Annotated in this window: 19 protein-coding genes and 3 tRNA genes; 9 read left to right on the plus strand and 13 right to left on the minus strand. The window is 60.6% G+C overall.

Annotated elements, in window-relative coordinates; all coding sequences use genetic code 11:
• The 4 genes from C0V97_RS15965 to C0V97_RS15980 form a co-directional block, all read left to right on the plus strand.
• The coding region (locus C0V97_RS15965; RefSeq protein WP_148114948.1) for an HlyD family efflux transporter periplasmic adaptor subunit at positions 1–465 on the plus strand (465 nt) is incomplete at its 5' end.
• A 51-nt stretch (positions 466–516) separates the two neighbouring features.
• Complete coding sequence (locus C0V97_RS15970) at positions 517–1,092, plus strand: nicotinamidase (RefSeq protein WP_127103537.1); 576 nt, start codon at positions 517–519, stop codon at positions 1,090–1,092.
• A 373-nt stretch (positions 1,093–1,465) separates the two neighbouring features.
• A complete protein-coding gene (locus C0V97_RS15975) occupies positions 1,466–2,944 on the plus strand; it encodes a PepSY domain-containing protein (protein WP_158625452.1) in 1,479 nt (492 codons plus the stop codon).
• Between the two features lie 10 nt (positions 2,945–2,954).
• The gene (locus C0V97_RS15980; protein WP_127103552.1) at positions 2,955–3,935 is read left to right on the plus strand and encodes a DMT family transporter; all 981 of its coding nucleotides are present in this window, start codon (positions 2,955–2,957) and stop codon (positions 3,933–3,935) included.
• Positions 3,936–3,961: 26 nt separating this feature from the next.
• Here the strand turns inward: C0V97_RS15980 and C0V97_RS15985 are convergent, their stop codons facing one another.
• From C0V97_RS15985 to C0V97_RS16025, 9 genes are all read right to left on the minus strand, one after another.
• Positions 3,962–4,345 (minus strand): response regulator, encoded by a 384-nt coding sequence (locus C0V97_RS15985; protein WP_127103553.1) that lies wholly within the window; start codon positions 4,343–4,345, stop codon positions 3,962–3,964.
• Complete coding sequence (locus C0V97_RS15990; RefSeq protein WP_127103554.1) at positions 4,345–6,279, minus strand: GAF domain-containing protein; 1,935 nt, start codon at positions 6,277–6,279, stop codon at positions 4,345–4,347. Before C0V97_RS15990 ends, C0V97_RS15985 begins: the two co-directional genes overlap by 1 nt.
• A 268-nt stretch (positions 6,280–6,547) precedes the next feature.
• Entirely contained in the window at positions 6,548–7,045 is a 498-nt protein-coding gene (locus tag C0V97_RS15995) for a lysozyme (RefSeq protein ID WP_127103555.1), read from the minus strand.
• The gene (locus C0V97_RS16000) at positions 7,042–7,347 is read right to left on the minus strand and encodes a hypothetical protein (protein ID WP_127103556.1); all 306 of its coding nucleotides are present in this window, start codon (positions 7,345–7,347) and stop codon (positions 7,042–7,044) included. The genes C0V97_RS15995 and C0V97_RS16000 overlap by 4 nt, the downstream gene beginning before the upstream one ends.
• Positions 7,348–7,666: 319 nt before the next feature.
• Positions 7,667–8,191 carry a hypothetical protein gene (locus tag C0V97_RS16005; RefSeq protein WP_127103557.1) on the minus strand — a complete coding sequence of 175 codons (525 nt, stop codon included), beginning with the start codon at positions 8,189–8,191 and terminating at the stop codon, positions 7,667–7,669.
• Positions 8,192–8,938: 747 nt separating this feature from the next.
• Positions 8,939–9,015 (minus strand) — tRNA-Arg (locus tag C0V97_RS16010).
• Between the two features lie 21 nt (positions 9,016–9,036).
• A tRNA-Pro gene (locus C0V97_RS16015) sits at positions 9,037–9,113 on the minus strand.
• A gap of 65 nt (positions 9,114–9,178) precedes the next feature.
• Complete coding sequence (gpt, locus tag C0V97_RS16020; protein WP_127103558.1) at positions 9,179–9,661, minus strand: xanthine phosphoribosyltransferase; 483 nt, start codon at positions 9,659–9,661, stop codon at positions 9,179–9,181.
• On the minus strand, positions 9,661–10,014 hold the full coding sequence (locus C0V97_RS16025; RefSeq protein WP_127103559.1) for a tRNA-binding protein: 354 nt from the start codon (positions 10,012–10,014) through the stop codon (positions 9,661–9,663). Before C0V97_RS16025 ends, gpt begins: the two co-directional genes overlap by 1 nt.
• 241 nt (positions 10,015–10,255) lie before the next feature.
• Here C0V97_RS16025 and C0V97_RS16030 point away from each other — a divergent pair, with 241 nt between their 5' ends.
• On the plus strand, positions 10,256–11,518 hold the full coding sequence (locus C0V97_RS16030) for an MFS transporter (protein WP_127103560.1): 1,263 nt from the start codon (positions 10,256–10,258) through the stop codon (positions 11,516–11,518).
• Positions 11,519–11,537: 19 nt separating this feature from the next.
• Here C0V97_RS16030 and C0V97_RS16035 read toward each other — a convergent pair.
• A tRNA-Asn gene (locus C0V97_RS16035) sits at positions 11,538–11,613 on the minus strand.
• 83 nt (positions 11,614–11,696) lie between these two features.
• Between C0V97_RS16035 and C0V97_RS16040 the strand changes: the two genes are divergently transcribed.
• Positions 11,697–12,704 (plus strand): ABC transporter substrate-binding protein, encoded by a 1,008-nt coding sequence (locus tag C0V97_RS16040; protein WP_127103561.1) that lies wholly within the window; start codon positions 11,697–11,699, stop codon positions 12,702–12,704.
• Positions 12,705–12,748: 44 nt separating this feature from the next.
• Here the strand turns inward: C0V97_RS16040 and rnhA are convergent, their stop codons facing one another.
• Genes rnhA through ispH form a run of 3 tightly spaced genes read right to left on the minus strand, consistent with a single transcriptional unit; the run spans position 12,749 to position 15,239 of the window.
• Complete coding sequence (gene rnhA / locus C0V97_RS16045) at positions 12,749–13,225, minus strand: ribonuclease HI (RefSeq protein ID WP_127103562.1); 477 nt, start codon at positions 13,223–13,225, stop codon at positions 12,749–12,751.
• Positions 13,218–14,180: a homoserine kinase gene (locus C0V97_RS16050; protein WP_127103563.1), complete on the minus strand. Its 963-nt coding sequence runs from the start codon at positions 14,178–14,180 to the stop codon at positions 13,218–13,220. Before C0V97_RS16050 ends, rnhA begins: the two co-directional genes overlap by 8 nt.
• Before the next feature lie 45 nt (positions 14,181–14,225).
• Positions 14,226–15,239: a 4-hydroxy-3-methylbut-2-enyl diphosphate reductase gene (ispH, locus tag C0V97_RS16055; protein WP_127103564.1), complete on the minus strand. Its 1,014-nt coding sequence runs from the start codon at positions 15,237–15,239 to the stop codon at positions 14,226–14,228.
• Between the two features lie 221 nt (positions 15,240–15,460).
• Between ispH and C0V97_RS16060 the strand changes: the two genes are divergently transcribed.
• The 3 genes from C0V97_RS16060 to C0V97_RS16070 all read left to right on the plus strand — a co-directional run bounded on the left by C0V97_RS16060 (position 15,461) and on the right by C0V97_RS16070 (position 19,824).
• Positions 15,461–16,027, plus strand: a complete 567-nt coding sequence (locus tag C0V97_RS16060) for a hypothetical protein (RefSeq protein WP_127103565.1) — start codon at positions 15,461–15,463, stop codon at positions 16,025–16,027.
• 93 nt (positions 16,028–16,120) lie between these two features.
• A complete protein-coding gene (locus C0V97_RS16065) occupies positions 16,121–17,833 on the plus strand; it encodes an alginate export family protein (RefSeq protein ID WP_127103566.1) in 1,713 nt (570 codons plus the stop codon).
• 50 nt (positions 17,834–17,883) lie between these two features.
• A complete protein-coding gene (locus C0V97_RS16070) occupies positions 17,884–19,824 on the plus strand; it encodes an OPT family oligopeptide transporter (RefSeq protein WP_127103567.1) in 1,941 nt (646 codons plus the stop codon).
• Positions 19,825–19,925 lie beyond the last annotated feature (101 nt).

Consider the following 19,925-nt stretch of genomic DNA (forward strand, 5'->3'; position numbering starts at 1 on the left):
GACGGCTACGTGACCAATCTCCTGATGCGCCCCGGTGATTTTGCCACGGCTGGCCATGTGAATATCCAGATCATCGATTCCGCCTCCTATTGGGTGGACGGATATTTCGAGGAAACCAAGGTCCACAACATCGAGATCGGCGATCCGGTGCGCATGGATCTCATGGGGGCGCATCATCCGGTATTCGGCCATGTGGAGAGCATCACGCGTGGTATTTCCAGCATGAACGCCAGCACGGCCACACAGGGCCTACCCTCTGTCGATCCGGTCTATACCTGGGTGCGTCTCGCCCAACGCATTCCGGTGCGCGTGCATATCGACCAGTTGCCACCCGATCTGCATCTGGCGGCTGGCATGACGGCAACCGTGACCATCGTCGCCGAGAATGGGCATAGGCGCCATATGTCGGCCAAGGACGCTCTGAATCATTTCGGCGATGACATGCGCCACGTTATCGGTCACTGATGGACGGGAATTGTCCCGGCGCCCGCGTGGTGCACCCCATGGAGCCTGTCAATGGTGCCCGCCTTGCAGAACCCGGCCAGAACGGCCCTGATCATCGTTGACGTCCAGAATGATTTCCTGCCGGGCGGCGCCTTGGCCGTACCAGAGGGGGATCTGATCCTCCCACCGATGAATCAGCTCGTGCGACAGGAGTTTGCAGCGATCATTGCGACACGGGACTGGCATCCGGCCGCACATGTCTCTTTCATTTCCGAAGGGGGACCATGGCCGGTCCATTGCGTCGCAGGCACTCCCGGGGCAGATTTTCCGAGTGGGCTCGATCAGAGCCGCATAAGTCATATCATCCATAAGGGTCTCGACCCGGCCTGTGACTCCTATTCGGGGTTTTTCGATAATGAACGACGCCACTCGACTGGCTTGGACGCGTTGCTGCATGGGCTCGATATCGAGCATGTGCTTCTGGCCGGACTGGCGCTCGATTTCTGCGTGAGGGCAACGGCGCAAGACGCGAGCCAGCTCGGTTTCAATACGACCCTGGCGCTGTCAGCCAGCCGTGGCATAGCCGCCGATCCTTGCCCCTGTCTGGAAGAATTGCGGAAGATCGGCGTGACGATCGCCACTGATTGAAACGCGCTTCGACTGTAACCGGCATTCAGAAACGTGTACGGCGCCGACTGCCGGGCGGTCAGTGCCCGATCCGCAAACCCGGCATGCGCAAGCAACGATTTCGCGTCCCGATCCCCCTCATGGTCCTTTCCAGGCCCGAAGAAGAAGAGCTTCTCACCGCCTGTCCCCGGGAGCTGTTTTTATTCCAACCCGTGATGAAAACGAGATTGAAACCGGTGCGCCACGCCTTACGCCCTGACCGTTTCAGAACCGCGCAAGGAGGACTCATGCTCGCCCATGACGCCGCCCTCGGTTTGCGCGCGCGGTGGCATCAGATCGGAGGATGGAAGCGCGACTCTCCCAGCATAGGGCGTCTGGGCCGAGCGTGTCTTTCATGAGCCAGATGCGTAAACTGGGACTGCGTTACGCGTTCCTGCTTCATCGCTGGCTGGGCATTACGCTGGGGCTGATGATGGGTCTCTGGTGCCTCTCGGGCATGGTCATGCTCTGGAAAACATGGCCAGCGCCGGAGGCCGAACGCGTTGGTCTTACCCATGAGATCCTGACTTTTAGAAATCCACCGGTAATACCCCGGCTCGAGGATCGCTATCGCAGCCTGCGCCTCACCATGGCTGGTGGGATCCCGGTTCTCGAAGCCCAGGCACTCTCGGGCGCGAGCAGACATTATGATCTGAGGAACGGCCGACCCCTCACCCTGTCTCCATTCGCCCTGCGAGCCGATGCCGAACGCTATGCAGCTTTGTCCGGCACACCGGGCGCGGCCCATTTCGAGGGACTGCGCCGAAATGATCAGTGGATACTGAACACAAAAGATCATGTGCAGGGCTTCTATCGCTACGCCATTGACGGGTCGGCGCGGCGACTGCTGTACCTTTCACCGGACAACGGCGATGTGGTGCAGGACACGACGGGCCGAACGCGCTTCTGGTCCTGGCTGGGGCCTATCCCTCACTGGCTCTACCCATCCTTACTCAAACGCCATCAGAGGCTTTGGGCCAATGTGCTCATTGACCTGTCCTGCCTTGGCGTAATCCTCACCGCGCTCGGGCTCTGGATCGGTGTACGGCGTGTGCATACTGGACATCGGGTCTCGCCCTATCGCGGACTGCATCTGTGGCATCATCTCTGCGGTCTCGTTTTCGGCGGGATGCTTCTGTCGTGGATCACGACAGGGCTGCTGACGATGAACCCCGCAGGGTTGCTCGCCCGTCAGCCTAATCCGGGCTGGGTGGATCGCTTTGAGGGAAGCGTCGACATGGCGGAGCTGCGAACGGCGATAGCGGCACTAATTGCCCACCCTGAGAGACATTTCCGCGATGTCGTCCTGACGGGGCAAGGTGGCAGCCCTGCCTTGTCTGTCATGACTGAAACAGGCGCTTCGACTCGCCTATCCCTCTCCCTCGAAGCCGCGACACCTTCGGTAATCGCTTTGAAGGAAAGAGCGCTGACCAGTGGCCTTGATGCGCGTGTCGACCAGATCACCCAGGATGACTCCTACTATTTTTCGACCCGTCATCGCCTTCGGCACTTTCCCGCCTATCGCGTTATCGGGCCCGATGAAACCCGGCTCTATCTGGATTCGAGAACCGGAAACACGGTCCTCGTTGCCGAGAGCAACGCCAAGGCCACGCGCTGGGTCGTTTACGGGCCTCATGACCTGGATTTTTTTGCCTGGCTTCGGCGCCCTTTCGCAAGGCTCTTTCTCATCACGCCCCTTCTTGTCGGGGTGAGCTCGCTCTCCCTGCTAGGTGTCGCAATCGGACTTACCCGGCTGAGTCATCGGGCGAGGCGAGGGCGCGCGCAGCGAAAATCGCGAAACGCCCCTCGAGACAGGACAAGTTCATCCCGCTAGATAGTCAGGCATGATCACACCCCCATCAGCCCCCCGCCATAATCTGCCCCTCGGTGTGCTTTGCGGCGCTGGTGCAGGCGCGCTCTGGGGGCTGGTCTTTCTAGCGCCGGAGCTTGTGCGCGATTTTCCGCCGCTTGATCTCGCAGCGGGCCGCTATCTCTTTTACGGGCTTATCGCGCTCATGCTCGTAAGCCCTCGCCTGAAGCGCCTGGGCCATACCCTGCGCCGACGAGACTGGATCGTGCTTTTTTGGCTCTCTTTTTTTGGCAACAGCTTCTACTACATCATGCTCTCGACGGCGGTGCAGCAGGGCGGTATCGCGCTGACCTCGCTCGTTATCGGCTTCATGCCGGTTGCCGTTACGATCATTGGCAGTCGCGACCGCGACTCCCCGCGTTTCGTGCATCTCGCGCCGTCGCTGTTTTTCTGCATGGTCGGTGCGTTTTGCATCGGATGGCAGGCACTTTTCCAGCCAGGCTCAGCTGCGGCGTCTGGCGGGACCGCACGATTGATCGGCCTCGGCTGTGCCTGCGCGGCGCTTGCCTCATGGACCGGCTTTGCCGTGGGGAATAGTCGCGCCCTGGATCGTTTGAACGGCGTAAGCGCACATGACTGGAACCTGCTTACCGGTCTGGTCACAGGCGCACAATCATTGCTGCTGCTTCCCATCGCCCTGATCCTCGACCCCGCCCGCCACACAAGCATGGCCTGGATGGAGTTTACCGGAGTCTCCCTTGGCGTTGCGGTCATCGCATCGCTTTGCGGCAATGCCCTGTGGAACAAGATGAGCCGTCTGCTACCGCTGACGCTCACCGGGCAGATGATCCTTTTCGAAACCCTGTTTGCTCTGCTCTACGGCTTTGTTTGGGATCAGCGTGTGCCGCACCCACTCGAAATCGCCTCGTTCGGATCGATCGTTCTCAGTGTGCTCTGCTGCCTGGCAGCGCATCGCAAACCGATGTCACGATCAATGGAGACCCAAGCCTCCTGATGCACTGCTCGCCAAAGAGGCGCTCGTCAGGTGAAGAGGTGCAGGGCGTCCCGAACACGCTCCTCATTGAGCGGTTTCGGCAAAAACATCGCCCGCGCCGGAATGGTGGTGAGTTGCGGAACACCGCGACCGCTAGTCACAATGATTTCGATGGGCGGCCAGCGATCGCGAACCAGAGCGGCAAGACGCAGCCCGTCCATACTGCCGGGCATATCAACATCGGCAAGAATGATCCGGATATCGGGTCGGCTCTCGAGGATGATCAAGGCCTGATCCGCATCGGACGCCTCGGCGACCTCGTATCCCGCCTCCTCGACCAGATCCATAAGGCTCATGCGCTGTAATGGTTCGTCCTCGACAACGAGAACGGTCGGTGCCCCTGGACGGGCAAAAGCAAGCGAATGGGCCATTACGTCCTCTTGATCTTTTCTGCGTCGGCCCGGAAGCTTGCCGACAGACCTTCTGGACCATAATGCAGAGACACGCCTCCCGTTCCAATCAGACCAAAGGATATCAGGCGCGAACCAAATCCGCCCCGCAACGGGGGGGAAGCCGGAGGGCCATTCCGCTCCCGCCAAAGCAGAACAAGCTCGTTGCCTGTCTCCGTCGTTTCGACCTCCCAGACGATTTCGACGGTCCCGTCCCCCGCCGAAAGCGCCCCATGCTTGCACGCATTGGTCGTCATCTCATGAATGAGCAGGGCCGTGGACATGGCGGCGCGTGAGCCGAGCCTGATGACCGGCCCCGAAAGACGGCATCGTTCGCCCATCCCGGCATCCCCGACGATACTCGCGATCAATTCACCCAGAATGGCCGCACGCTGATCGTCGCAATGCAGCAAATCATGGGCCCGTCCGAGAGATTGGAGCCGCGCATAGAAACGGTTTGCCTCCTCCTTGGATAGGGCATCGCGCAACGTCATGCGCGCAACCGCCTGAACCATGGCAAGCGTATTGCGCAGACGGTGGGCAATCTCGCCATTGATGACGTTCTGCAGTTCCTCGGCGCGCCGGCGTGCAATGGCAAGTTCCAGCCTGTCTGCCGCATTATGGAGCCAGTGAATCTCGTCACTGGTCCAGTCATGCGGCAGAGAGAAATGCACCAGCATGAGCGCTACGTTGCGTCCATCCTCCCTGACGGGCACATTGATGACACCGCGCGCCTTAAGCGCCAACCATCCGGCGCTCTCAGCGCGCGTGCGCGGGTCGGCCATGACATCGGCAATGACCAGCGCCCTTCCCGCCAGCAGGGTTTCGCGCAGATGGCCATAATCATCGAAGCGGTAGATACCCTTGATCGGGGGCATTCCTGCGACCGACCAGCCCTCGGCGACGTTGATCGTCTCGATATCATGGTCCAGTTCGCCATAAGTGGCGCGATCGGCGCAAAGGGCTTCACCGATCACCTCCATGGCCCGACTGGTCATGATCGCAACATCACGCTCGTCACGCAGCACATCCCCCAGACGAACGAGCCCGGTCTGACGCCGCTCAGCCGAGATCTGCCCGGTTACCTCGCGGAATGTGGCAGAGAAGAAGTCCTGCCCGACGGGATGGAAGTTGCCGCAATACCAGCGCCCTGTGACCTGTACGCGCTGCAGGAACGGCACGGCCTTGTTATCGGCCACTGCCCGTGACGCCAGGCCGAGCCAGTCGGCCTCGGTCTGGTGAAACAACTCACCATAACGCTTGCCGATCACGTCAATCGCGCGGATACCGACATGGTGTTCCCAGGCCGGATTGACCTCGTGATATTCCCAATCCCTTACCTGCCCAGCATGATCGCGCACGACGCGAGCCAGGAAAAAACCTTCCTCCATGCCCTGAAAAAGACCGCGCCATCGCGTTTGCGCAGCGAGCAGCGCCTGGGTCCTGCGTGTCTTTTCGAGCAGGTCGACCGCGAGCTTGGCCAGCTTGTCGAGCGCCGCGCGCCGCGCCTGACCCAACCCTGCTCCTCGCGGTTGGTTATCGGCGACAGCAAGCGCGCCAAGCGTGCCATAAGGTGTCCTGAGCGGCGTTCCAGCATAAAAGCGCAGGCACGGTTCGCCGGTGACAAGGGGGTTGCTGGCCGTACGCGGATCAAGCGCAAGATCGGTAATCTCAACCGCTTTGTCAGATTCGACGACAAGCCGACAAAACGCCTCCTCACGGCTCGTCCCCTCCAGCAGAATGCCGGTGCGGGCCTTGAACCACTGACGATCATGGTCCAGCAGACTTATGACTGCGATCGGGACATCGCAAAGCTGCGCCGCAAGCGAAACGAGATCATCGAACCCCCGCTCTGGCGGGGTATCGAGGATGTCATAGGCCGCCAGCCCCACTGCGCTCGTCCTCTCATCGACCATGCTTCAATCCGTACGGCACCCAGTTACTGAGACGACTGCTGAAATGTCGAAGCGCAAGCCGGAATCTGTCCTGCCTTCACCGCTTCGCGCACCCCATATAAACCGCGAGCTTACCCACATGCTGGCATAAGAAAAGGCGCTGAAGCGTTGTGCTTTGAAATAGTTTTCAATCCCCAACCATGAACCAGGCGTCACCCGAGACAAAGGCTGGCAAGGCGCCCGGCGAACTCAAGCCATCTCACCGCCGGTGAAGCCCCACTCCGGCGAATCATGTTGCAGGAGGGTCGACAAAGGCTGCCTCGACAAGTCCCCTGAAAACATCGGCTTCCACGCGCCGACGCCTGGTCAGGCCAGGCAGCGAGACGAGGTTCCCCTTGACCGTCGCCTTGTTCCAGACCGCAAATTGTGCTGCCGCTTCCTCGTATTTCCCCAGATTGAGCAGGCGGATCAGCGTGGAAGAGCGCGCAGCCTGCGTGCCTATATTGAACTGCCAGGAAAGAAGCGCGCCCAGTTGGAAGGACGTCAGAGGCACCGATACCAATGCGCGCAATTGCCCCAGCAAGGTCTCGAGATTTTGGCGGAGGATATGGCGAGCCTGAACCGCTGTGATGGGGCCCGTTCTCGCCGTCACCGGCTGACCACCAGGAAGAAACCGTGCCCCATACCCGATGGTCCAGTACCCGCCCGGGCAAAGATAGGGCTCCAGACGCAGCCCTTCGAAATCAGGACGCACAATCAACGCGACCGCAACATCGATACCGCTCATGGTGAGAGATAATGCTGGCAAAGCGAGAAGAGGCCTACTGCCACACCGCCGCCGATGCCTGATCCGCCCGCGATCAGCATGGAGCGTATGCTCCGCAGATTTCTGGTTTCCTGTGTGTTCTGGGACGCAACTTCTGCCGTTCTTTTGACCTCGGAGAGGATTTCGCTGAGCATCTGGCGCGTTTCGGAATGCTGTGCGGATAAGAGAATAAGATCGCGCTGCACGGTCTTGAGATCCGCATCCACAGTGCGCATCCTTTCACCGAATTCAGCCCGAGTGATGAAATCGAGAGGGGGGCTCATCTTGCCTCCAAAATAGAAAGCCGGGCACAGGGCCTGGGTTTTGAACTAACGTTTGCTTGTCGTTCTTGCGGGTCAGGCACGACGCTGAAGCCGGAGCGCCGCTCACTCTCGTGAGCTCAGTGCAGAAGGGTCGATGACGGCAAGCCTTGCTCCCCGGCATGGGGTTAAAGAATGCGGTCTGGCCTCTGATGGAGAGCGCGTCATGCGTCCTTCCTTCCGTCTCGCCCGGCGGACATGCCTGATAGGGTTACACCTGAAACTTGACGCAAAGTCCTTGGGCCATGGGCCTATCAACCCAGGCTTCTCACGAACCCGCCCCTCACCTACCCGCCTTATTTCCCCCGATGCGGGTCGGGATACCGGCGTTATTGTACCAGCCTCCCGACACACTGAGCGGTTCGGTCGGAAGCGTCTGCAACCAGCGATCCATGGCATCGCTCGACAGGACCAGTGTGGGGGTTTGAGGTGCCTCGGGGAGAGAGACAGGGAACAGAGATGGGCGGGCGGAAATGACGATCCCGACCTCGACCTGATGCGTATTGCCGTGGCTGGTGAGCGCGCAAATAGTCACGATACGCGTCCCGGACGCCTTCCATCGCAACCAGGCTGTGGCAATCGTCCCGAACAGGTTCGTCCAGCCCAGATCGGCTGCAGCCCCAGCATCGAACAAAAAGGAGAGTATATACTCCCCTGGCGCCAGTAACCCGTCGAAGTCGACGCTGTAATCTCCTCCCCCCTCAAGGGACGCCGGTGGCCAAAGCAGGGAGGGCCTGGCTGTCGGGCATGCGCCGCCTGACGTCCCGTAGACGGGCCGGAGGATATTGGCGCTGGGTCGCCATGTCATGGAGTGTTCTCCTTGCACCCGTGCTTTCACAGGGTGCGTGATCGCTCTGAGCCTGCGTGAATGAGACACGCCGCCATACGCCCCGGCAACGGCCTCCCCTATCCGGGGAATTTCTCTGCAGGGGGAGATCGAGGCATAAGATACGCGCGAGACAGCGGGCGACGGTTTGAGGCGCGCCACGCAGGCTTGCTGAGCAGGGAATTCGTTATGTTTGGAAAAGGGCTTTAGCCCGAAGGGCTTGCTGAAGAAACCCGCGTATCAAACGGGACATTCCCGAATAATGGCAACCATAACACAAATAATCAGTATTTGTTACCTGTATGTGCAAGAAGCACGCACCTCTGCTCCGCGGAACGGGCGACGCCACTTGGCTTACACATGAAGACAGCGCTGATCGATCGCCCTCCGTTCTGGCGTGGGTCAATCGCTACGGGGGCTTGTCTCCCGCCCTTTGAATCTCGCGCTCTCCGCTTGAGATGACGGGGCCTCGAAATCACTCCTCTGAATCGAGGCCGCAGATGCGGAAGATGCAGGAGAGAGGATGAACCCGTGGCCGATGAGCCTATCGCTCACGCGCGACCGGACAGCCCAAACCAAACGACCAGCCTGTTCACGGCATGCGAGGCCCTCCCCGCCGCCCAAGTAGATCGCGTGGGAACGCGATCTCTCGATCGCCCGGGATATCGAATCAAAAGTGCAAAAAATTACAGGGGGAAGAGAGAAAAAGCAGGTCATGATTTCCGGAAATGGCGCGCCCTGCTGGATTCGAACCAGCGACCCACAGCTTAGAAGGCTGTTGCTCTATCCAACTGAGCTAAGGGCGCGTATCGCGAGACCCCTGGTGGTGGTCGGGGCGCCCGGACTCGAACCGGGGGCCTCTTGTACCCAAAACAAGCGCGCTACCAGGCTGCGCCACGCCCCGAACGCGCGGACCCTACCGCAACTCGCGGCAGGGTGAAAGGGCAGCACCACAAAAAAAGTGAAGAATTATCCGAGGTTACGTGCAAGCGGCGGTACGAAGAGCGGGGCCGTATCCCAGGGGAACAAAACCCAGGTATCCTGCGCCACTTCCATCACATACTGGTCCGTATGCGGCTTGCCGTTAGGCTTGGCATAAAGACACGCGAAATGCGCCTTGGGGAGCACGTCGCGCACGACCTTCGCCGTTTCGCCGGAATCGACCAGATCGTCGATCACCAGAAAGCCCTCGCCATCGCCCGCAGCGATCGGCGCCTTGACCACACGAGGTTCCTTCTGATCCTGCGCGCTCTCGCCTGCGTAGGAGATAACCGAGATGGATTCGACCAGACGGCAATCGAGCTCGCGCGCGATGATGGCAGCGGGAATGAGCCCGCCACGCGTCACAGCCACAATTCCCTTGAAAGCGCCACGCGCCATCAGGGCCGATGCGAGGGTGCGTGCGTCGCGATGCAGCTGGTCCCAGGTGACGGTTGCGTAATTGGTAGCCATCAGAACAGTTTTCCTCCATCTGGCACACGATGGTCCGGACAGATCAGGACCATATCACCGGAGCGATCCGGCATACCGAGGGCCAGCACTTGATTCACGGTAGTGTTATTCAGCTGCGGATTAACCACAGCACAAACCTGCCTGCCAACCAGTTGGGGGGCATGATAGCGTTTCGCCAGGGTCATTGTTGCCCGGCGGACACCCAGATGCGCCCCAAAATCGATCCAGAGGAAGGTTTTCTCTCCCTCCTCAAGCGCTGAGGCGATCGTTCCAACGCGGATATCGGGCTGGGTCGGCTCCACCGCGCCCGGCGACACGGACGATTCGGTGGACAGGTCAGGATCTGCATTCATCCCGCGGACCCTGCCTGCGCGCCATACGAAATGCAATCATCCCACCGGCTGAAGCCTAGTCGGACCGCGAAACCTTGGTCTGGAGGTCCATTGTTTTTGCCGCGCCGAAAGGGTGACTCATCCCGCCCCATACCAGAGGCGACACGCGGGCGGGATTTCGCTCTTTGGGCGTATCGTCCTGCTCATTGTTATCCGATCAGCCCGTGGCGCAGGGGAAGGCGCTCTGCTTATAGTAGAGACGATGCCCGAGCCTTCATCTCCCCCCTCCTCTTCCGCCTCGCAACCCGATGCGCTGAATGCCATCATCGGGTTGCGTCCCTTCCTCGCCGGACGGACGCTCTCCGCACTTTCAGCTCAAGTACTGGCGGTCGCCGTAGCATGGCAGACCTACGCACTCACCCACAGCGTCACCGCACTCGGCCTGATTGGCCTCGCACAATTTCTGCCCATGTTGGCTCTGGTTTTCATCTCGGGACATGTGGCCGACCGCTATAATCGCAAGCGCATCGTGCAGATCTGCCAGGCCATCGAGATCTTCGGGGCGGTGGTCATGGCCATTGCGACAATGTTGGGCCAGCTCGCCCCCTGGGCGCTTTATGTGCTGGTCGCGTGTTTTGGTGCCCTGCGCTCGTTTGAAGGCCCCTGCCAGCAGACCTTCCTGCCCTCCATCGCCACACCCGCCCAGTTTCCACGAGCGGCGGCGCTTTCGGCATCGTTGTTTCAGACAGCCTCCATCATCGGGCCGTCTCTTGGCGGCCTGCTTTACGGCCTGGGCGCGGATTTCTGCTACCTGACCTGCGCCTGCGGCTTCAGCATCGCGCTCATTTCGACCTCACTGCTCAAGCTGAAGCCCTACGCAGGCAACCGCTCTCCCATGAGCCTCGAATCGCTTTTTGGCGGCATCGCGTTTTTGCGTCGGCGTCGTGACCTGCTGGGGGCCATCTCACTCGATCTCTTCGCGGTGCTGCTCGGAGGGGCGACGGCCATGCTTCCCGTATACGCCGGTGATATCCTGCATCTCGGCCCTGTCGGTCTGGGAATTCTCAGGGCCTCTCCTGCCGTAGGAGCGCTCCTGGGGTCCCTCGTTCTGGCACGTTATCCGCTGAAGTCGCATGCAGGCCCGATCATGTTTGCCTCGGTCGGGATTTTCGGCATTGCAACGATCGTGTTCGGCGTTTCGCACTCCCTGGCGCTGTCTGTGCTCTCCCTGGCAGTGCTGGGTGCGGCCGATGTGGTGAGCGTGGTTGTGCGCGGAGCGCTCACCCAGCTCGCCACGCCCGACGGCATGCGCGGGCGTGTTTCGGCCGTGAACATGCTGTTCATCGGGTCGAGCAATCAGCTGGGGGAATTCGAGAGCGGCATGCTTGCAACGGCCATCGGCACAGAGGCTGCGGTTGTCGCAGGCGGCATCGGCACGCTGATCGTGGCCGGGCTCTGGATCAGGATGTTCCCGCGCCTGTGGACGCTGGATCGCCTCGATACGATCAGACCGGATGAGCCATGATGTGAAGGAGAAAAATGCCTGGCTCCCGAAGTAGGACTCGAACCTACGACCCAGCGATTAACAGTCGCTTGCTCTACCAACTGAGCTATTCGGGACCGGCGAGGCACTATCTAGCGAAAGCTTTTCCTGGGGTAAACCCCCCTTTGTCATTTTTTTTGCATATGGAGTTTTTCTTCTGATGGCAGCGCCTTCCCGTCGTCTTCTCCTCATGGGTGCAGGCGGCATCATTCTCGCTACAGCCTTGCAATCGCGCCATGTTTTTCACCATCGCAAGCAGATCGCGACAGACGGAAAGAAGCGCCATATCCGGCTGGCCTGGCCTGAACCCGACTATGATCCGCTGCTCTGGCTCTGCCAGCAGGGCCTCTTCGGGCGCTATGACCTGACCGTGGATATCGTCGAGACGAGCGGAGGCAACAGCGCCATCGACGCCGTGGTAAATGGTCGGGCCGATGCCGCCCTAAGCCCCCTGCTGGACTGGCTGCCGGTTCTCTATCAGGACGATGCCGACGAACTTCCCGCCCTTCTCGCTTGTGGAATTCGGGGGGGCAGTTATCGCTTGCTGGTAAGGCGCGACCTGCATCTGCACAAGGTGGCCGATCTGGCGGGCCGGAAGATCGGTGTCGTGAGTCTCGAAGGTGCTGATCGACGCTTCGTCAGTATCCAACTCAGGCGGCGCGGCCTGCACCCGACCGACTCGGTCCACTGGGTAGCAATTCCAGCCGATGATATGGCGGACGCGCTACGTGCAGGCGATCTCGACGCTGTCGCTGTCCACGACCCGATGGGATGGCGTATCCTGCAGCAAACGCGTGGCGTCAGCTGGAACATGCTCGACAGCATGACAGGTGCGGAACGCGAACGAATCGATCTGACGCTGGGTATCGCGACCAAGGCTCTGACCCAGGATCCTGGGATCGCGGCTGCGCTGACCGCCGCACTCAGCGACGCACAGCATGACTTTCCTGCCCATAGGGACGAACTCGCACAGCTCTGGCGGAAGGATCAGGACGCCCCCGAAGACGCGAACGGCATGCTGGAGCGCGAGATTGCAAGCCATCCCGTGACGGGTCATCCGCTGCGCATCCAGGTTGAGCAATATGTGGATGAGCTCAAGCTTCTAGGCCTGATGCAGGATGCGGATAACGCCACCGATATCGCACACCGGATCTGCCTGTCCGTATGAGCTCCCCTCCCTGCGCAAGAGCATCTCGACCGCAGGGAGCAGGATCAGGTTTTTTCCCGAGCCTGGCGCGCCGCGGTCGCGAGCTGATCGACCCGTTCGTTATTCACGTCGCCACTGTGACCACGCACCCAGAGCCAGGTCACCTTGTGCTGTTTTTCCGCCGCCAGGATGCGCTGCCACAGATCGAGATTCTTTACCGGATCTCCCGCAGCGTTCCGCCAGTTGCGTCTTACCCAGCCTGTATGCCAGCGCGTGATGCCATTGCGCAGATATTCGCTGTCAGTATGCAGCGTCACTTTGCAGGGGCGCTTGAGCGCTTCCAGAGCCTCGGCGGCAGCCGTCAGTTCCATGCGATTATTGGTGGTCTCGCCCTCACCGCCCGAGAGCTCGCGCTCGTGCCCCTTTGAACACAAAAGCGCCCCCCAGCCACCTGGTCCCGGATTGGGTTTGCACCCCCCATCAGTCCAGATTTCCACGACAGGCGCGTCCTCGGGCAGTTCCACCTTTGCTTCCTCAGACATGAAGCAGCCCTCTTGCATCCGCACGCCATGCTATCAGACGATGGTAATAGGCCAGCGGATCCTTGCGCGTGACGATGGCATCGACCGGCGTGTTCACCCAGTCATAGAGGCGGGTCAGAAGAAAGCGTATGGACGCTCCTTGTACCAGCGCGGGAAGTGCAGCTTTCTCTTCCGCCGCCAGTGGGCGGATAGACTGGTATCCCCCCACCAGCCCCGCCATCAGAGCTGCATCGGGCGTGCGCTCATCAGGAAAACACCAGGCATTGAGGCAGACGGCGAGGTCATAGGCCAAGAGATCAGTACAGGCGAAGTAGAAATCGATAAGGCCTGAGACATTTCCCCGCTCGAAAAACGCATTATCGGGAAAGAGATCGGCATGAATCTGGCCAACGGGCAGGCTACCCGACGCGGGCCAGGCGGCCAGAACCTCGCTGATAGCGTTCTCGAGTTCTGTGGTCAGACCGGGCTGCACCGTGTCTGCGGCACCGTGGCAGGATTCCAGCAGAGGGCGCCAAGCATCCGGACCGAGACTGTTCGGGCGATGCGCCCTGAATCCGTCACCCAGAAGATGCATGCGCGCGAGCGACTGCCCCAGGCTGAAGCAGGCCGAAGCCGTGATTGTCTGGATTGGGCGACCGGTAAGGAACGTCGTGATCGCAGCAGGTCTGTCCATCAGCCGGCGCAAGGCGACACCGTCGCGCGCGATCACCGGTGTCGGGCATTTCAGCCCGCGGCGCGCGAGATGCTGCATGAGACCAAGGAACCAGGGAAGGTCCTCCTCACGTACCCGCTTCTCGTAAAGCGTGAGAATGGCGCGACCGGCCTCGGTCTCGATCAGATAATTGGTGTTCTCGACACCTTCGGCAATCCCGTCCACCCGCTTGAGGGGGCCAAGATCGTATTCCGCCAGAAAGGTTTCGAGCGTTTCCGGCGGGATGTTTGTATAGACCGCCATGGAATCAGGCGGCGAACGGAGCGTTCATGGAAATGCCGCCAGCCCTCAGACCGGCTCGCCGAGCGGGCTCGGCAGGCGGAAGGCCACGTTTTCCTTCTTCACGATACGCTCTTCGATAGCGAGCTTGTACCGCGTCGAAAGCGCATCGACCATTTCCTGAACCAGCGATTCCGGGGCCGAGGCACCTGCCGTGATCCCGACGGTGGAAACGCCTTCGAGCACGCTCCAGTCCAGCGCCGCAAGCTTCGGCACGAGCAGGGCCCGTTTGGCGCCAGAACGCTCGGCCACTTCACGCAGACGCTGCGAATTCGAGGAATTGGGTGACCCGATCACGATCACCAGGTCGCTCTCCGGCGCAATGGCCTTGACCGCTTCCTGACGGTTCGTGGTGGCGTAGCAGATGTCTTCCTTCTTCGGTCCCTCGATGAGCGGGAAGCGCTCACGCAGGATCGCGACGATTTCGGAGGTATCATCCACAGAAAGGGTCGTCTGGGTGATGAAGGCAAGACGCGAAGGGTCTTCCGGCTGGACCGTACGGGCCTCTTCCGCATCGTTGATGAGCGTCACGGCCCCATTGGGCAGTTGCCCCATCGTGCCGACCACTTCCGGATGGCCCGCATGGCCGATCATGAGGATATGGCGCGCGTCGGGCCCGCCTCCGGCGAAATGACGTTCGGCCTCGCGATGCACCTTCGATACCAGCGGGCAGGTTGCATCCAGGTAAAGCAGATTGCGACGCTGCGCCTCGGCCGGAACCGATTTGGGCACACCATGCGCCGAGAACACGACATGGCCATCGGCAGGAACCTCATCGAGTTCCTCGACGAAGATCGCGCCCTGTTCTTCCAGGTTCTCGACAACGGTGCGGTTGTGCACGATCTCGTGGCGCACATAGACGGGCGCGCCATAGCGTCGGATGGCTTCTTCCACCACGCGAATGGCCCGGTCCACGCCAGCACAGAAGCCACGGGGCCCGGCCAGAAGAACGCGAAGCGTTTGTGCCCCGGACGCCTGCTCCGAGGTCTCTTGCGGGCGTGAAGTGGTCAAGGTGTCGGGCATGGTGTTCCCCAATCTCACGGCAGGCGGTATATGCGAACAAGCCCCAAGGCAGCACGCATGACGAATGATGCAACGTGTCGCGATATGGGCTCGCATATGGGAGCTACGCAACCCCTTGCCAGTATGCAAGCCCGCGATTGCATGTTCATTCTGCGTCGTGTCACCTTCTTACCATACCGTGCCTGGTTTGCGCACCGGTGAATAGACAAAGAGCCTTGTTGATGACCAGATCCGCCCGCCAGTTCCTTCCCCTCCTTGCCCTCATGGGCACGGGCATCGGCCTGACAGCCTGTAATCAGGATGACGAGAGCGCCTTTGCGCCCATTTGCCCGCCTGTTGAGATCCTCAGCCAGGCCGCGGACTTCTATCAATACGATGGCAAGGGCCTGGATGCTGGCAGCCTCGTGACCCATGCCGGCATGAGCGGGCTCACGGGCAATTGCGAGGCGGGACCCAAGAAGATAGTCCGCACCAAACTCAGCCTCGGGATTACGGTCGAACGTGGCCCGGCTTCGAGCGGCCAGGATATCGTGCTGCCCTATTTCGTCGCGGTGCTTCGTGACGGGAAGATCATCGACAAGAAGGAGTTCGAAGTGCCGGTATCCTTCGCGGGAAACCAGTCCACCGTATCGCTCCGTACCCCGGTGCGCCTGATCGATGTCCCTGCATCGCCTGACCTGCAGCAGACGAATTACGCGCTCAAGGTCGGCTTCCAGCTGAGCCATGAGCAGCTCGATTACAACCAGACCCATTTGCGCCCGGCCAAGTTCACGCTACACACGAACTAAATCACTATATATGAACGTGTTTATATAGAAACACGTTGTCATATTGTTTTATTCTGCTAGTCTGGGGAACCTTTCGTCTCCGGAACACTCCACATGCGCTCATCCCACGTCCTGCCCGCCTTCATTCTGCTCGCAGGCGTGGCCCCTTGTGCAGCGCAAGGCGCGACAGATACCGCGCAGGGCGTCTCGACCGACACCCCCGGGATCGTACGGCCAACAACCGGCAAACCCGGCCTGATCGACCCGACCGCAGCGGAAGAGCATGTGACCGTGAACGGTACGGCACGTCCGGAAATCCAGAACTTTCCTCATGCCGGACCGGTCGGACAGCCCCGGCGCGTCACCCCTCTCCAGAACAAGCCTCCCCATGGCACCCAGGGCGATTGGGGGGTCTTCACCCGGGGAAACGGTGAATCGGCCGGCTTCGGCCCGATCGGGCGCTATGGCGTGGCGCCCTGGGCCGAAGACTGGTCGTTCCTCCGCGACAAACGCCGTCATGACGATCTGTTCGACCCTTTGAAATTCATCCCGCTCACGCGCGATGGCCACTGGTGGCTCACCCTCTCCGGCGAAACCCGGCTGCGTAACTGGTCGGAAGAAGCTCCTTTTCTGGGGACGCGTGGCCCCGCCGGCTCCGGCCGCTTCGCCGTACGCAATCTCTATGGTGCTGATCTTCATCTGGGCGAGCATGTGCGGTTTTTCGGCCAGTTGGTGAATGGCGATGCCGCGGGCTGGGGCGGGTTTGGCTATAACGGGACGTTCCGCAAGCGACTCGATCTGCAGCAGGGTTTTGTCGAGCTCCGGTCGAAGCTGGCCGGGGCCAAAACAGGGGTGATGATCGGCAGGCAGCAATTCCTCGATGCGCCTTCCTATATTCTGTACAATCGCGAGACGCCGAATATCCCCCTCGCCTGGAACGGCGTGCGCGGCTACGCGGTCTGGCCGCGACTACGCGCCGATGTCTATGACTTCGTCGGGACGAATATCAATTTCAACAAGATGTTTCATGACCGTGTGGACTGGAGCACGCGTCTGCATGGGCTGGATCTGACCTGGGCGCCGCCCTCCTTCTCGCTGGGGGCAGAGCGCGTCTCGTCCTTCCTTGACGTATTCCTGATCGCTTTTCGCGTAGCGGGCAGCTCGGCCGCCCTCCCCTATAACCGCACCACACTGGCCGGAACGACGGCGCGTCAGAACTACGGCTTTCGCTGGTATGGCGGGGCGCCCTCTTTCGAGTTCTCAGTGGGTGGCCTGTATCAAGGGGGGAGTTTCGAGCTGAACCGTACCGGTCAGAACCGCGACGTCTCGGCTTATGCTTTCAACGCGATTGCGGGCTATCGTCATACGCCCTCCCCTCTCCATCCGTTTCTCGGCGTTCAGGCAGATCTGTATTCGGGTGGCTCCTCGCGCCGGAACAGCGGATCGGTTGGCACCTATATTGCCCCGTTCAACCCACAGACGAATTATCTGGATACCACAACCTATATCGCCCCCAGTAATCTGGTCAGTCTCTCGCCAGTCATCCGCCTCACTCCCCGCAACTGGCTCAGCCTCCAGTTCAAGGCACCGTTTTTCTGGCGAGAGTCGACGAATGACGCGATCTATGGCCCATCAGGTGCCTATAGTTTCACGAACTTGCATGGTGGCTTTGTCGGGGTCGTGCCCCAGGCGTCACTGACGCTGCAGCTCAATCGCCATCTGACATGGACGCAATATGGGGCGCGTTTCATCGGCTCGGACGGGCTGCGTGCGGCAGGGGGCAAGAGCGGGAGCTATTACCAGTCCAACTTCGTCTTTCGTTTCTGACCGCTTCGTCGTAGGACCTGTTCCTTACGCTATCGAGACAGAGAAACGGCATGAATCAGGCGACGCGTGAATTAACCATTCGGGGGCTCATTCTCGGCGCCCTGATTACCGTCATCTTCACTGCCTCCAATGTCTATCTGGGCCTCAAGATCGGCCTCACCTTCGCGTCCTCCATTCCGGCAACCGTCATTTCGATGGCGGTACTGCGTGCGCTGGGGGGCAGCACCATTCTGGAAAACAATCTGGTGCAGACGCAGGCCTCGGCGGCAGGCACGCTGAGTTGCGTGTTCGCCACCATACCGGGGCTGGTCATGATCGGATTCTGGAGCGGCTTTCCGTTCTGGCAGAGTTTTTTCATCACCCTGCTTGGCGGGGCAACGGGCGTTCTCTTTACCATCCCGCTCAGACGCGCGCTGGTTACGCATAGCGCTCTGCCCTATCCCGAGGGGGTCGCCTGCGCCGAGATCCTGCGCGTCGCCTCCCCCGAAGGTAACCAACAGGCGCTCAATGCCCTGATACGCGGCAGTGCCATTGCTGCTGCCCTGACGTTTCTGAGCACCGGATTGCGCGTCATCCGCGAGGGTTGGAGCGCGAGTTTTGCGCTCGGCCCTTCCATTTTTCGCCTGCAGGGGGCCTATTCCCTCGCGCTGGTCGGGACGGGCTATCTCGTCGGGCTGACCGGAGGGCTTGCCATGCTGGGGGGCGTCATTCTCGGGTGGGGCATCGCCGTACCCTGGCTGAGTGCAACCATACCGCATCCCGCAGGGCTGGATGACGCAAGCTTCGCCACGGGTCTCTGGGTACATAAGGTCCGATTCATGGGCGCTGGCACGATCGCGGTCGCCGCATGCTGGACGGTATTCTCACTGCTGGGCCCTGTAACACGCGGCTTGCGTGAGGCCTTTTCCCAGACCCATCGGGAAGCGTTGGAGGAGACCGATCGCGATCTGCCCCCACGCGTCATGAACGGCCTGCTTTGCGCAATCATCCTGGGGCTCGGCCTCCTCTTCTCGCTGTTCCTCTGGCCCGTAACCGGCCACGACACGCTGTTTATGGTCATGGTAGCGCTTGGTCTCGCCGCCTGTCTCTTCATCGGATTCCTGGTTGCGAGTGCCTGTGGCTATATGGCGGGGATCATCGGGTCTTCCTCCTCGCCGATCTCCGGTATCTCGATCATCAGCGTAGTGGCGCTATGCATGGCCCTGCTGGGTCTGGAAGCACTCCACCTGGTTCCAAATGCGATGACCGCCCATGAGCAGCATATTGCCATTGCGTATGTGCTTTTTGTTCTGACCGCGCTGACAGGTTCCGCTGCCATCTCGAACGACAATCTTCAGGACCTCAAGACAGGTCAGTTGGTCGGGGCCTCACCCTGGAAACAGGAAATCGTCCTGCTCATTGGGTGCGTCGTCGGAGCCCTCGTGATCCCGCCTGTTCTGAATGTACTCTACCAGGCTTATGGCTTTGTCGGGACACTGCCACGCCCTGATATGGACCCGTTACGGGCGCTGGCTGCCCCTCAGCCCGCGTTGATGGTCGACATCGCTCATGGCATTTTGCTGCATAATCTCGACTGGACCATGATCCTGACAGGAGCCGCGATTGGCGTCGCCCTCATCGCTATTGATCGACTCCTCAAAATGAGAAATCTCGCACTGCCCCCACTGGCCGTCGGCATGGGAATCTATCTGCCGGCGGACGTCTCGGTGACCATCGCCATCGGCGCGATAATCGGGCGCCTCTTCGACCGTGTGGCGCATCCGCAATCCCATGGCGATGACAGCACCGGAACCATGATCGCATCGGGATTCATTGTCGGCGAGAGCCTGGTAGGTGTGGTGATTGCCGTGCTCAGCGGGATGACCGGCCATGGCGATATTCTGGCACTGCCTGTGAGCAGCGCCTTGGCGGGCAGCCTGGGTGCCTGTGCTTTCGCGCTGTGTCTGGTGTGGTTTGTTCGGGAATTGCGCAGAGCGAGCCGGCCGATCTGAGAACAGGGCGTCTGCTTGCCGCTCACATGACCGGGATGAAAAGCGATCGCCCAGAGATCTTGGCGCACCGTAAACGCGTGCCAGAAGTCTGATTCAACAGT

This window comes from Asaia sp. W19, from assembly GCF_003994335.1.
Classification (GTDB): Bacteria; Pseudomonadota; Alphaproteobacteria; order Acetobacterales; family Acetobacteraceae; genus Asaia.